The 13204-nt window shown below is 68.6% G+C and carries 11 protein-coding genes; 6 read left to right on the top strand and 5 right to left on the bottom strand.

Annotated elements, in window-relative coordinates; translation table 11 throughout:
• Positions 1-19: 19 nt before the first annotated feature.
• The gene (locus IEY88_RS23535) at positions 20-598 is read left to right on the top strand and encodes an NUDIX domain-containing protein (protein ID WP_229693668.1); all 579 of its coding nucleotides are present in this window, start codon (positions 20-22) and stop codon (positions 596-598) included.
• 331 nt (positions 599-929) lie between these two features.
• On the opposite strand, the gene IEY88_RS23530 is transcribed toward IEY88_RS23535, so the two are convergent.
• On the bottom strand, positions 930-1883 hold the full coding sequence (locus IEY88_RS23530; RefSeq protein ID WP_189156967.1) for a hypothetical protein: 954 nt from the start codon (positions 1881-1883) through the stop codon (positions 930-932).
• A 241-nt stretch (positions 1884-2124) separates the two neighbouring features.
• Between IEY88_RS23530 and IEY88_RS23525 the strand changes: the two genes are divergently transcribed.
• Together IEY88_RS23525 and IEY88_RS23520 are read left to right on the top strand one after the other, a co-directional pair.
• Positions 2125-3948: a S8 family serine peptidase gene (locus IEY88_RS23525; RefSeq protein WP_229693667.1), complete on the top strand. Its 1824-nt coding sequence runs from the start codon at positions 2125-2127 to the stop codon at positions 3946-3948.
• A gap of 145 nt (positions 3949-4093) precedes the next feature.
• Positions 4094-4561, top strand: a complete 468-nt coding sequence (locus tag IEY88_RS23520; RefSeq protein WP_189156966.1) for an RICIN domain-containing protein — start codon at positions 4094-4096, stop codon at positions 4559-4561.
• Between the two features lie 3 nt (positions 4562-4564).
• On the opposite strand, the gene IEY88_RS23515 is transcribed toward IEY88_RS23520, so the two are convergent.
• Positions 4565-5185, bottom strand: a complete 621-nt coding sequence (locus tag IEY88_RS23515; RefSeq protein ID WP_189156965.1) for an L-threonylcarbamoyladenylate synthase — start codon at positions 5183-5185, stop codon at positions 4565-4567.
• A 264-nt stretch (positions 5186-5449) separates the two neighbouring features.
• On the opposite strand from IEY88_RS23515, the gene IEY88_RS23510 reads away from it, so the two are divergent.
• Together IEY88_RS23510 and IEY88_RS23505 are read left to right on the top strand one after the other, a co-directional pair.
• Positions 5450-7096, top strand: a complete 1647-nt coding sequence (locus tag IEY88_RS23510; protein ID WP_189156964.1) for a glutamate--tRNA ligase — start codon at positions 5450-5452, stop codon at positions 7094-7096.
• 379 nt (positions 7097-7475) lie between these two features.
• Complete coding sequence (locus tag IEY88_RS23505) at positions 7476-10088, top strand: glycoside hydrolase family 3 protein (RefSeq protein WP_189156963.1); 2613 nt, start codon at positions 7476-7478, stop codon at positions 10086-10088.
• Positions 10089-10113: 25 nt separating this feature from the next.
• Here IEY88_RS23505 and IEY88_RS23500 read toward each other — a convergent pair whose 3' ends face one another.
• Complete coding sequence (locus IEY88_RS23500) at positions 10114-10671, bottom strand: TetR/AcrR family transcriptional regulator (RefSeq protein ID WP_229693666.1); 558 nt, start codon at positions 10669-10671, stop codon at positions 10114-10116.
• A 91-nt stretch (positions 10672-10762) separates the two neighbouring features.
• Here IEY88_RS23500 and IEY88_RS23495 point away from each other — a divergent pair, with 91 nt between their 5' ends.
• Entirely contained in the window at positions 10763-11542 is a 780-nt protein-coding gene (locus IEY88_RS23495) for an alpha/beta hydrolase (protein ID WP_189156961.1), read from the top strand.
• Here the strand turns inward: IEY88_RS23495 and IEY88_RS23490 are convergent.
• Both IEY88_RS23490 and IEY88_RS23485 read right to left on the bottom strand, forming a co-directional pair.
• Positions 11539-12138, bottom strand: a complete 600-nt coding sequence (locus IEY88_RS23490) for a YigZ family protein (RefSeq protein WP_189156960.1) — start codon at positions 12136-12138, stop codon at positions 11539-11541. The two genes, IEY88_RS23495 and IEY88_RS23490, sit on opposite strands and share 4 nt — an antisense overlap.
• The gene (locus IEY88_RS23485; protein ID WP_189156959.1) at positions 12135-13199 is read right to left on the bottom strand and encodes an ATP-dependent DNA ligase; all 1065 of its coding nucleotides are present in this window, start codon (positions 13197-13199) and stop codon (positions 12135-12137) included. Before IEY88_RS23485 ends, IEY88_RS23490 begins: the two co-directional genes overlap by 4 nt.
• Between the last annotated feature and the right edge of the window lie 5 nt (positions 13200-13204).

Raw genomic sequence — 13204 nt, 5'->3', positions numbered from 1 at the left:
CGATGGTTCCATGTGAGTCATGGTGATGACGCGCTTCGACGATGCTGCCGGTGTCGTGATGGTCTGGCAGCGCCTGGCTACCAACGTGGTGCACCGTTCCCAGTGGTTCGAGGTGCGCGCCGACTCCGTGGTCCGGCCGGACGGCGGACACGGCACCTACACGCACGTCGTGGCGCCCGCCTCGGTCACGGTGCTGGCCATCCAGGACGACGACCACGTCGTCCTGACCCGGCAGTGGATCTACACCCACGGCGGCACGGAGTGGCGACTACCCGGCGGCGCGATCGACGACGGCGACGCCGATCCCGTCGCCGCGGCACGCCGTGAGCTAGAGGAGGAGACCGGGCTGCGGGCCCAGCGCTGGGAGCGGCTGGGACAGATCCACGGCGCGGACAGCCTGAGCAACCACGTCGACCACATCTTCCTCGCCACCGGCCTCACCCAGGGCGAGCCGTCCCTCGAACCCGCGGAAGCCGACCTGTGCGTGCGGACGATGCCGTTCTGCCGCGCGCTGGACCTCGTGAGACAGGGCATGCTCCCGCACGCCGGCAGTTCCCACGCATTGCTCGTGATGGCGCTGCGCCGCACGCAGAAATGACGATTCCGGGTTTCCTGATTTCGTAGGAAACAGGAAACCCGTTCTCATCCGACTGGCGAAAAGCCACTCTTGGTGCATCGGCGAGAACAACAGCCCGAAAGCCAGTCAGATGAGAAGGTGAATTTCTCGATGAGAATGATCTGCTCACTCGCCACCGTGATGAAGGTTGCCGCGATCTGCCTTTTTGTGGGATTCATGGCCGGCAGCGTCTTCATCGCAACGGTGATCTGACTCGAATTCGGACTGCGGTTCTCCCTGACCATCAGAGGGAGGTGTCAGCCGTGGAACCGCACTTCTGCATCGAGATGATCTGAACGTCTCCGGCTACTCGCTACGGCGTCCACTGCACGCCGTAGCCGCGGCCCTGACGGGGGTGGGGGAACTGCACGTCGATCTCCCCGATCTCGTCCAGGGGCAGCGTCTGCGGCCAAGGCGTCAGGTCATCGGTGTCGCGCGCCAGGGCTTCCTCGACGCGCCACACCGATTCCGGTAGGTCGTCCCGGTCGAACCGCACCCGCAACCGGAACGACTCGCACATCCGCTCCGGCCAGAACACGTAGGTCGGACGCATCGACTGTCCGCGCGGCACGCGAACTTCCAGCGCGAACTGGTGCGTTTGCCCTGCGTTGAGGGGTCGGGGCAACCGCAGCTTCATCAAGATGCGGCGCGGGGACGGACGTTCGTGGCCGATGAGCTCGACCCCGTGCAACACCTCCACGTCCAGGTCGCCAGGAGCGCCGTCGGGCGTGGGGGCGGGGATCGTGATCGACCACGCGATCTCGTTGACACCGTCGGTGTCGGCCACCACGGTCCGGCGCTCCGTGCACGCGGGCGTCGGACCGTCCAGCTTCAGCAGCGCGTCGAACTCCTTGACGTGCCACAGTTCCGACGGCGCCGCGTGCGTCGTCGAAGGGGCCGGCTGCAGCGCCACCTCCACCAGGCGCTGCAGTCCGGCGTCCATCCTCCTGCGCACCGTGCGCGCCCCGCGGTCCTGTTGCTTCGCGAGCCACTCGATGCGTTCGTTGAGGAACCGGAACTGCGCGTCGTCGTGCAGTCCGAGCGGCGCCAGAACGGCGTTGCGGACCTCGACCGGGAAAGCGCGCGCCGCGTTCGCGACCCAGTCGCGCAGTTTCGTTCGCACGGCTTCCGCGCCGTCCGTCTCGACGATGCCGCAGACCTGGCGCAGCGCCGGTCCGACGTGCAAGTCGATACCGGGAGTCTGCACACCGCGCCCTCGGCACAACGTGCGCAGTTCTTCCATCAGCTGCTCAGGTGAGACAGACATCCGTCCTCCGCGCGCGGAAATGCTGTGCCGGGCATGTCGGGCTTACCTGATCGGACGTTACTCCGGATGCACCATCCGGGTGAACGTGAACATCGCGGGCGACCGGATTCTGCTACACCGTCCCGCGAGATGATCACCGCCGAACGACTGATGTCCTGACCCGGCCTTCCCCGGTAACGTCCTGGTCACGGGCGGTTACTTCCTCCGGTTGCCGCCAACCCTGCCGATGGAGGTTGTATTCGTGCTGCGCACAATGTTGAGCATCGCCGCGGCGTTCTCGCTGATCAGCGGCGTTCCTGCCGTCGCTGCCCCGGCCGAGGGCGCCTACCTGCTGCAGTTCCGCACCACCCTGTCCGATGACCAGCGCCACCAGCTCGAGGGTCTCGGCGTGCGTCTCGGCACGTTCGTCCAGGACGGCACCTACCTCGCCCGCATGACGAACACCGCGCCCGTCGCACGGCTGAGCTACGTGCGCGAGGTGAAGCCGTTCGCGGCCCAGCCGCGGATCATGGCGCTGGGCGGCTCGTCCGACTACCTGATCACGCTGGTCGAGCAGGACGCGCGCGACCAGAAGACCGTCGCGGCCAAGGTGAAGTCCTTGGGCGGCAAGGTGAACGTCATCTCCGAGAGCCGTGAGCACATCATGGCCACCCTGGACGCCGAGCAAGCCGCCCAGCTCGCGAAGCTGCCCGCCGTGATCGCGATCGACCCGGTGTCCGCGCCGGAGACCGACATGGCGATCTCGCGGGAGTCCTCCGGCGCGAACCACATCGAGTCGGCCGGCGGCTACAAGGGCCAGGGCGTGCGCGGCGAGGTGATGGACGGCGGGTTCCGCGTCACGCACCAGGAGTTCCGCGCCCGGCCGCCGCTGCAGCACACCGCGAACTCGACGAACACCTCGCACGGCACCGCGACGTACGGGCAGATCTTCGCGTCCGGCGTCTCGTCCGCGCACCGCGGCCTGCTGCCGGAGGGCCAGGGCATCACGGCCGTCTACAACACCGGCGACCGCTACGCGCACACCAAGCGGCTCGTCGACCCGGCGGGCCAGTACCGCGCGGTGTTCCAGTCGAACAGCTGGGGTGACTCGCTCACCACGGCGTACAACTCGATCTCGCAGCAGATGGACCGGATCGTGTTCGACCACGACCTGCTGATCTGCCAGTCGCAGAGCAACGCGGGCACCAGGAGCTCACGCCCGCAGGCATGGGCCAAGAACGTGCTGTCGGTCGGCGGGCACTACCACTACAACACCGCCTCGCGCACCGACGACAAGTGGAACGGCGGAGCGTCGATCGGCCCCGCCGCCGACGGCCGCATCAAGCCCGAGATCTCGAACTTCTACGACCGCATCGACACCACGACGTCCACCAGCGACACCGCGTACACGGCGTCGTTCGGCGGCACGTCCGGCGCCACGCCGATCACCTGCGGCAACGCCGGTCTGCTGTTCCAGATGTGGTCCGACGGCGTGTTCGACGGAGCGCCCGGCAAGAAGCGCGACGTGTTCGCCTCCCGCCCGCACGCGGCGACCGCGAAGGCGCTGCTGATCAACACGGCCGACCAGCACGCGTTCTCCGGCACCACGCACGACCAGACCCGCACGCACCAGGGCTGGGGCACCGCGTCCGTGCGCAACCTCTACGACCGCGCGAAGGCGGGCGGCTGGAAGCTGCCGGTGCTCGTCAACGAGACCGACCTGCTGGTCACCGGCCAGTCGCGCAAGTACACCGTGGTGTCCAACGGCCAGACGCCGCTGCGCGCAACCCTCGCCTACACCGACCCGGCCGGTTCGCCGACCGCGGCCAAGGCGACCGTCAACGACCTGACGCTCAAGGTCACCGCCCCGAACGGCACCGTCTACTGGGGCAACAACGGCCTGCTGGCCGGCAACTGGTCCACGTCCGGCGGGGTCGCGAACACCGTCGACACCGTGGAGAACGTCCTCGTCCAGACGCCCGCCGCGGGCAACTGGACGGTCGAGGTGATCGCGACCTCGGTCAACGTGGACGGTCACGTCGAGACCGCCGCGACCGACGCGGACTACGCGCTGGTCGTGTCCTAGGTCCTGGGCGGGACGGGTGGCGGCCCGCGCCGTCACCCGTCCTGACCTGCGGATTGCAGAACTCGTGCAAGAAGTTCGCATGGCCGCCCGTCCATCGTTCCCCCGACCGCGCCGGACAACTCGGCGCGAGAAGAGGGGAACGCACATGAAGAGGCTGATCAGCCGGGTCGTACCCGCAGCACTCGCCGCCGTGGCGGCGGCAGGCCTGTCCGTGGCCGCCGCCCAGCCGGCTTCGGCCGCCGTGACCTGGAAGTTCCAGGGCACCGGCACCTCGTCCTGCCTGGACGGCTACGCGGGGCACCCGTACGGCGACGTCTACCACACGAGGTGCAACGACGGCGCGTTCCAGAACTTCAGGTGGGTGGGCTCGTTCGGCCGCCAGACCCAGCTCGTGAGCAACCAGAGCAACAAGTGCGCCGCGCAGGCCGGTTACACCGTGAGCCTCGCGACCTGCAACGGTTCCTCGTCGCAGGTCTGGGTGGTGAGCGGCTCGGCCTCGCGCCTCACCGTCCGCCACCTCAGCTCCGGCCGGTGCCTCCAACGGCTCGGCGAGACCAACGTCCGGCTGGAACCCTGCGACGGCACCAACTACCAGGCCTGGTTCCGGCGCTAGCGGTCACTCGAAGCGTTCCGGGTCGCCCGCGCCGTAGCGGATGATCTCGGCCTCGCCGCTCGAGAAGTCCACCACCGTGGTGGGCGTGGTGCCGCACTCCCCGGAGTCGATCACCGCGTCCACCACGTGGTCGAGGCGTTCCTTGATCTCCCAGCCCTGCACCAGCGGCTCGGCCTCGTCGGGCAGCAGCAGCGTGGACGTGAGCAGCGGCTCGCCCATCGCCTCGAGCAGCGCCTGCGTCACGACGTGGTCGGGGATGCGCGCGCCCACCGTCTTCTTCTTCGGGTGCATCATGCGGCGCGGCACCTCCTTCGTCGCGGGCAGGATGAACGTGTAGTTGCCCGGCGTGGACGCCTTGACCGCGCGGAACACCGCGTTGTCCACCACCACGAACTGGCCGAGCTGCGCGAAGTTCTCGCACATCAGCGTGAAGTGGTGCTTGTCGTCGAGCTTGCGGATCTCCCGGATGCGGTCGATGCCGTCCTTGTTGCCCAGCCGGCAGCCGAGCGCGTAGCAGGAGTCGGTCGGGTACGCGATCAGGCCGTCCTCCTGCAGGATCCGCACTGCCTGGTCGATGGCGCGCTTCTGCGGGTTGACCGGGTGGACGTCGAGGTACTTGGCCATGGCCGGTGAGCCTAGAGCCTGTCTCCCGGGTCTCGCCCGCGAGACCCGGGCCTGAGGTGGCTCCTGGGGGCACGGGCGGCAGACCCACGTACAACACCGGTACGCGGATCTGCCGCCCGCACCGCCAGGAGCCACCTCAGGCGCAGCTCTCGGGGACGAGACCCAGGAGACAGGCTCTGGGCGGATGATCTGGGGCGCGGCATTTCGGCTCGCGCACGTTGATAACCTGGGCGTACTTCTTCCCTGGTTTGGAGACCCTTAGCGATGCTCGACCGTGCCGTCGTCGACGCCCTGTTCCCCTCGGACCTGCCTGAGCCGTCCTTCTGGGAGGAGCAGTACCCGCCCCGCGGGCTGGGCGAAGGCGCGAAGGTCACCCGCCTGGGTCCCTCGCCGACCGGGTTCCTGCACATCGGCGGCCTGTACGTCGGCTCCATCGACCGCGACATCGCGACCCACTCCGGTGGCTCGTACATCGTGCGCGTCGAGGACACCGACCAGGCGCGTGAGGTCGAGGGCGCCGTCGCGCAGTTCAACCAGGCGTTCGAGTACTTCGGCATCCAGCCGGACGAGGCCGACGAGGCGGGCGCCTACGGCCCGTACCACCAGTCGCAGCGCGAGCAGATCTACCTGACGTACGTGCGTGAGCTGGTGCGCTCCGGCGCCGCCTACCTGTGCTTCGCGACGAAGGAAGAGCTCGCGGACATCACCGCGCGCCAGCAGGCCACCAAGCTGCCGACCGGGTACTACGGCCGGTGGGCGATCTGGCGCGACAAGACCGCCGAGGACGTCCAGGCCGCTCTGGACGAGGGCCGTCCGTACGTGGTGCGCTTCCGCTCGCCGGGCAAGGCGGGGGAGCGGACCAAGTTCGTCGACGCCATCCGCGGCGAGCTCGAGCACGACGCCAACCGCAACGACGTGGTGATCCTCAAGGCGTCGGACCAGTCGCCGCGCCTGCCCACGTACCACTTCGCGCACGCCGTCGACGACCACCTGATGCGCGTGAACCTGGTGATCCGCGGCGAGGAGTGGATCTCCTCGGTGCCGACGCACCTGCAGCTGTTCGACGCCCTGGGCTTCGAGCGCGTCGAGTACGCCCACATCGCGCCGCTGATGAAGCAGCAGGGCGGCTCCCGGCGCAAGCTCTCGAAGCGCAAGGACCCCGAGGCGTCCGTCGAGTTCTTCATCGAGGCGGGCTTCCCTGCACAGGCCGTCCAGTACTACCTGCGCGGCCTCGTGAACGCCCGCCTCGCGGAGCTGCCGCTGGCCGAGGCCCTGGAGGCCCCGATCTCGCTGGCCGAGTGCGGCGTCGCCGGGCCGCTGGTCGACCTGGTGAAGCTCGACGACATCTGCGCCGACTACGTGGCCACCCTGTCCGGCGAGGAGATCATCTCGCGGGTGTCGGAGTGGGCTGCCACCTACGACCCCGAGCTGGTCGAGGTGCTGGCTTCCGAGCGTGACGCGGCTCTGGCGGCGCTGACGGTCGAGCGCGGCCCGGAGGTCGCGAACCCGCGCAAGGACCTCCGCAAGTGGTCGGACTTCCGCACCGCGTACGGCTTCTTCTTCCCGTCGCTGTTCCCGCTCGTCTCCGACCGCGCCGACGAGCGCCTCGGCGGCCTTTCGCCGGAGCTGATCTCCGCGTTCGCCGCGGACTTCGCCGACGGCTACGCGGACCTCGAGGACGGCCAGGAGTGGTTCGGCCAGATCCGCGAGCTCGCCGCGAAGCACGGGTTCGCGCCGAACCCCAAGGAGCTCAAGAAGAACCCGGACGCGTACCCCGGCTCGATCCGTGAGGCCGCGCAGCTGATCCGCGTGGCGCTCACCGGTTCCAAGGCGAGCCCGGACCTGCACGCGGTGGCCCGCACGCTGGGCGCCGACGAGGTGCTGCGCCGGGTGCGCGCGCTCGCTGGCTGACGCACGTGTGTGAACGGCCCCCGGCTCCTGGTGGAGCCGGGGGTTTTTCGCTTGTTCGGGAAGAGATCCGCGCGGACTTCGAGACGAAGCTCCAGAACCGCTCCTGCTCGTCGCGGGCAAGCCGTACGAGACGGGGGAGGACGCGCTGGACTTCCATCGGCTCGACGAATCGGTGCTGGTCCTCACCGATCCCGGTGCGGCCGGAGGGATCTCCTGGAAGCCGCCCGGAACGGGCCTCGCCAGCCTCGACGAACCAGCTCAAAACCCCACACGAACGAACAGGCCCGGTATGGGAACTTCGTCCTGGAAGTTTCCCGGAAAAAAGTCGTGAGAGCGTTCCCATTGACGTGGACGTAACACGCCGTTGAGGATCGGCGGCATGCATTGGAGAAGCACTCTCGCCGCAGTGCTGGGGCTGACGCTCGCCGCCGGCACGACCTCGGCGGCCGTGGCGCAGGACGCGCAGCACTGGCCGCCGAAGCCGTCTAAGCAGACGGTCATCGGGCAGCCGAAGACGGAGCACGGCTGTGCTCGCATCGAGAAGTCCTTGCCCACGCTCAAGGACTGGCCGAAGGTCGACAGCCAGCTCGACGGCGACCGCAAGGACGAGGCCCGCATCAAGGCGATCCTCGCGGACATGACGCTGGCCGAGAAGGTCGGCCAGATGACGCAGCCCGAGATCTCCGCGATCACGCCCGCGGACGTCACGACCTACGGGTTCGGCTCCGTCCTCAACGGTGGCGGCAGCTGGCCCGGCGCCAAGAAGAACGCGACGCCGCAGGAGTGGCTGGCGCTCGCCGACGCGTACTTCGAGGCCTCGAAGCAGTCGCGCACGAAGATCCCCGCCATCTGGGGCATCGACGCCGTGCACGGCAACAACAACGTCTACGGCGCCACGGTCTTCCCGCACAACATCGGTCTCGGTGCGGCGCAGGACCCGTGCCTCGTCCGCGACATCAACGAGGCCACGGCCGAGCAGATCCGTGCCACGGGCCAGGACTGGGCCTTCGCGCCCACGCTCGCCGTCGTGCAGGACGACCGGTGGGGCCGCACGTACGAGGGCTTCTCGGAGGACCCGCGCATCACGCGCGCCTACGGCTACGAGGCCGTCAGGGGCTTGCAGGACAACGCGAAGAAGCGCATCAGCGAGGACGGTGTGATCGCCACCGCGAAGCACTTCCTCGGTGACGGCGGCACGACCGGCGGCAAGGACCAGGGCGTCAACGCCTCGTCCGAGAAGGACATGATCAACATCCACGGTCAGGGCTACTACGGCGCTCTCGCCGCGGGTGCCCAGACGGTGATGATCTCGTTCAACAGCTGGACGAACGACGTCATCAACGAGGGCAAGGTGCACGGCTCCAAGTACGTGCAGACCGGCATCCTCAAGGAGAAGATGGGCTTCGACGGCCTGCTCGTCGGCGACTGGAACGGCCACGGCCAGGTCACGGGCTGCACGAACGGCGGCTGCCCGCAGGCGGTCAACGCCGGTCTCGACATCTTCATGGTGCCGAACGACTGGAAGGCGTTCATCACCAACACGATCGCGTCCGTCCAGAACGGCGAGATCCCGATGGCCCGCATCGACGACGCCGTGACCCGCATCCTGCGCGTCAAGCTGCGCGCCGGTGTGTTCGAGGCGAAGAAGCCCTCGCTGCGTGAGCACGCTGGTGACGCGAAGGCGTTGCAGCACAAGGAACTCGCCCGCGAGGCCGTGCGTGAGTCCGCCGTGCTGCTGAAGAACGACAAGCGCGTGCTGCCGCTCTCCAAGCGCAGCAAGGTCCTCGTCGTCGGCAAGAGCGCCGACAACATCGGCAACCAGACCGGTGGCTGGACGCTGTCCTGGCAGGGCACCGGCAACACCAACGCCGACTTCCCCAACGCCACCAGCATCCTCAAGGGCATCCAGGACACCCTGGGCGCCGCGAACGTCACGTTCGCCGAGACCGCCGACGGTGTGGACGCGTCGCAGTTCGACGCCGTCATCGCCGTGATCGGTGAGACCCCGTACGCGGAGGGCGTGGGCGACCTGGGCAAGCGGTCGTTCGAGTCCGCCCGCCTGCACCCGCAGGACCTGGCCGTGCTGGACAAGGTCTCGGGCAAGGGCAAGCCGGTCGTCACCGTCTACGTCGGTGGCCGCGCGCTGTACATGAACAAGGAGATCAACCGCTCCGACGCGTTCGTGGCCGCCTGGCTGCCGGGCTCCGAGGGCGGCGGCATCGCCGACCTGCTGATCAAGGGCCGTTACAACGGGTTCAGCGGCAAGCTGTCCTACTCGTGGCCCGGCGAGGCCTGCCCGGCACTGCCGGGAGAGCCCGCCAAGAAGCCGCTGTTCAAGCTCGGCTACGGCCTGCGCGACTGGCAGACCGGCAACGTCGGCAAGCTCGACGAGACGAGCCCCGGCGTCCTGTGCTCCGGTGGTGGCGGTGGCACCGCGACCGAGGACCTGGAGATCTTCAACCGCACCGACATCGCGCCGTACCAGTCGATGATCGGTTCGGCGGAGAACTGGGGCGGCACCGTGGTCGGGCCCGACGGCCAGGCCTCGCACGCCGAGCTCAACGTCGTGCAGTCCGACGTCAACGTCCAGCAGGACGCGCTCAAGACGACGTGGACCGGCACCGGCCCCGGCCAGGTGTACCTGCAGAGCCCCGCGGTCAGCGACCTGCGCGGCTACGGCAACGCCAACGCGGCCGTCGTGTTCGACGTGATCGTGCACCAGGCCCCGGCCAACCGCACGGTCATCAGCTCGCACTGCCAGTACCCGTGCATGGCGGAGATCGATGCCACGCAGGCGTTCCGCGACCTCCCCGTCGGACAGAAGTCGACGGTCAAGATCCCGGTCTCCTGCTTCTCCAACAAGGGACTGGACCTGGAGACCGTCAACACGCCGTTCCTCGTCTACACCGACGGCGCGTTCCAGGCCTCGTTCGCGAACATCCGGTGGGTGCCCAAGGCGGGCGCCGACCCGGACGCATTGCCCTGCACGTAAGCAGTAGCCAGGTCAGCGGCGCGCTTCAGGCTGTTTTCTCCAGCAGGAAGCGCGCCGCTTTCCGCGCCTGCCGGGCGGGTTCGGACGACACCGTGATCGCGGTGTTCGTCATCGCCCCCTCGAACAGCAGGAAGATCGAGTCCGCCACCCACTCCGGCCGTCCCGTCGCCGCGACCATCGCCGCGATCGCGCCGCGCACGCCGGACTTCTGGTGGCGCACCACCGCCGTCACGCGTTCCGAGGACGGCCCCAGCTCCGCGTAGGAGTTGATGAACGCGCAGCCGCGGAAGTCCGTCGTGCCGGACGAGTCCGCCATCCAGTCGAAGACCGCGAGAACCTGGTCCTCCGGCGAAGCCGCGCGCACCACGTACTTCATGGTTGCGGCGGTAATGGCCTCCTCCCGCCTGCGCAGCACCTCCTCGACGAGCGCGTCCTTGCCGTCGAAGAGCTGGTAGAGCTTCTTCAACGAGACGCCGGCCTCGGTGCGCAGCTCGTCCATGCCCACCGCGTGCGCGCTCTTCGCGTAAAACAGCCGGTCAGCGGCCTCTAGGACCCTCTCGCGAGCCTCTGTGTCCGTCGTCACTTCACTAACCCCTTGTGCTGGAGAACGCTCGTTCTCTACCTTAGCACTCATGCCGGAGAACGAGCGTTCTCCACGACCGAGGGAGACGGAAATGTCGAAGATCGTGCTGGTTCACGGACTGTGGCTGACCCCCGCGAGCTGGAAGAACGTCGCCGAGCGCTTCGAGGCCGCCGGCCACGAGGTGCTCACCCCGACCTGGCCCGGCTACGGCGAGGTCGCGCAGATGCGGGCCCACCCGGAGATCGCGAACGGCCTCGGCGTCGTCGAGATCACCGACCACGTCGAGAAGTTCATCCGCGAGCACAACGCGGAGGACGCGATCATCATGGGCCACTCGTTCGGTGGCCTGATCACGCAGAAGCTGCTGGACAGGGGCCTCGGCCGGGCCGGCGTCGCGATCCACTCGGCGCCTGCCAAGGGCACGCTCGGGCTGCCGTTCTCGGCTCTCAAGGCCGCGTCGCCGGTGCTGAAGAACCCGGCCAACGTCAAGCGCAACGTCGAGCTGACCGCGAAGGAATGGCACTACGCCTTCACGAACACCCTGCCGGCCGACGAGGCCGAGGCGCTGCGGCAGCGGTTCGCGATCACCGCACCCGGACGCCCGCTGTTCCAGGCCGCGACCGCGAACTTCACCACGCACAACGCGACGAAGGTCGACCTGAAGAACCCGGACCGCGCACCGCTGCTGTTCATCGCGAGCGAGGGCGACAACGTCGTGCCCGCGTCGATGAACCGCGAGAACGCCCGCCGCTACAAGGGTCCCGCGATCACCAAGATCAAGGAGTTCCCGAACCGCCCGCACTTCGTCCTGGGCGTGGAAGGCTGGGAAGAGGTCGCCGACTACGCCCTGAACTGGGCTGCCAAGTTCTAACTGTCGAGGTCCACGGGCTCGCCCCTGATCGCGGTCACCGCACCGCCCGTCGCAGCGGCGAGCCAGACCTCGAAGTCGTCCGGGTCCTTCGTGAGAACGGTGAAGGTGACGCCATGACCGTATTCGGTGTTCGCGACGTGGTACCCGGCCGCACGCAACGCGTTCTCGAGCTTCCCCGCCTGGTCGTGAGCCGAGACGAGACGTCTCGTCTCGTGGCGCTCGCGGGTGAGCGTGCCCAACGCGTCGACCGCCTCCGCCACGGCCCGTCCGTAGGCCCTCACGAGGCCACCGGCGCCCAGTTTGATCCCGCCGTAGTAGCGGGTGACGACGACAGCGGTGTCGACCAGGTCCCGGCGCGTCAGCACCTCCAGCATCGGCACCCCGGCGGTGCCGGCCGGTTCGCCGTCGTCCGACGAGCGCTGGGTGTCCGCGGTCCGGAACGCCGTGCAGTTGTGCGAGGCCTGCCAGTGCTCCTTGCGGACGCGGGCGAAGAACTCCGAGGCCTCGGCGTCGGTGGTGACGCGGGCGACGTGGCACAGGAACCTCGATCGCTGGATCTCGATCTCGTGCGTGCCGTCGCGCCTGATCACCTTCACGGCTCGATTGTCCGCCTTCGCTCCGCCTCGCCGAACAGCGCGTCCAGCTCGGCGGGCGGCACTTCCTCGAGTTGCTCGTACGTGCACTCCGCCGGCGTCTTGTCCTCGCGGAACCGCACCAGGCGAGCCGTGTGCCGGAACCGGCCGCCCTGCACGTGTTCGTACCGCACCTCGGCCACCCGCGAAGGGTCGAGCAACACGACCTGAAGCTGCTTCTCGGGGTTCCACCGGCTGTTCATGCCAGGGCCCTCGTACGTCGCCCACGCGCTCCACGGGTGCTCGGCCGGGTTCAGCAACGGCGCCAGCTCCTCGACCAGCTCCCGCCGCCGCGCCGCCGTGAAGCTGCTGGCGACACCGACGTTGTGCAGCTCGCCGTCCTGGTAGAGACCGAGCACCAGCGACCCGACGCTCTCGCCGTCCTTGTGCAGCCGGTAGCCCGCGACCACGCAGTCGGCGGTCCGCTCGTGCTTCACCTTGAACATCACGCGCTTGTCCGGCTCGTAGACGCCGTCCACCGCTTTCACCACGACCCCGTCGAACCCCGCGCCCTCGAACCGGGTGAACCAGTCCTGCGCCACGTCCGGGTCCGCTGTGGACGGTGTCAGGTAGATCCCGGGGACCTCGGTGACGGCCTTCTCCAGCCGGGACCGCCGCTCGGCCAGCGGCAGCCCGGTCACGTCCTCGTCGCCCAGGGCCAGCAGGTCGAACGCGACGAAGCTCGCCGGCGTCTCGACCGAGAGCTTGCGCACCCGAGACGCCGCCGGGTGCAGTCGCAACTGGAGCGTGTCGAAGCTCAGCCCGTCCGGCGTGACCAGCACGATCTCCCCGTCCACCACGCACCGCGGCGGCAGCGCCTGTTTCAGCAGCTCGACGACCTCGGGGAAGTACCGGGTCAGCGGCTTGTCGTTGCGCGACCCCAGCTCGACCTCGTCGCCGTCGCGGAACACGATGCAGCGGAAGCCGTCCCACTTGGGCTCGTACGCGAGGCCGTCCCCGCGTGGCAGCGAGGGGACGGACTTCGCGAGCATCGGCTTCACCGGCGGCATCACGGGCAGGTCCACGAATG

The sequence above is a fragment of the Lentzea pudingi genome (assembly GCF_014646255.1).
In the GTDB taxonomy this organism is placed as follows: Bacteria; Actinomycetota; Actinomycetes; order Mycobacteriales; family Pseudonocardiaceae; genus Lentzea; species Lentzea pudingi.
This window is presented reverse-complemented; position numbering and strand designations above follow the sequence as displayed.

Bases quoted from the DNA above. Each gene is read 5' to 3' on its own strand.
- IEY88_RS23515 (WP_189156965.1), bottom strand. From the start codon at position 5,185: ATGGCCAAGTACCTCGACGTCCACCCGGTCAACCCGCAGAAGCGCGCC.
- IEY88_RS23495 (WP_189156961.1), top strand. From the start codon at position 10,763: ATGTCGAAGATCGTGCTGGTTCACGGACTGTGGCTGACCCCCGCGAGC.
- IEY88_RS23505 (WP_189156963.1), top strand. From the start codon at position 7,476: ATGCATTGGAGAAGCACTCTCGCCGCAGTGCTGGGGCTGACGCTCGCC.
- IEY88_RS23520 (WP_189156966.1), top strand. From the start codon at position 4,094: ATGAAGAGGCTGATCAGCCGGGTCGTACCCGCAGCACTCGCCGCCGTG.
- IEY88_RS23510 (WP_189156964.1), top strand. From the start codon at position 5,450: ATGCTCGACCGTGCCGTCGTCGACGCCCTGTTCCCCTCGGACCTGCCT.
- IEY88_RS23530 (WP_189156967.1), bottom strand. From the start codon at position 1,883: ATGTCTGTCTCACCTGAGCAGCTGATGGAAGAACTGCGCACGTTGTGC.
- IEY88_RS23535 (WP_229693668.1), top strand. From the start codon at position 20: ATGGTGATGACGCGCTTCGACGATGCTGCCGGTGTCGTGATGGTCTGG.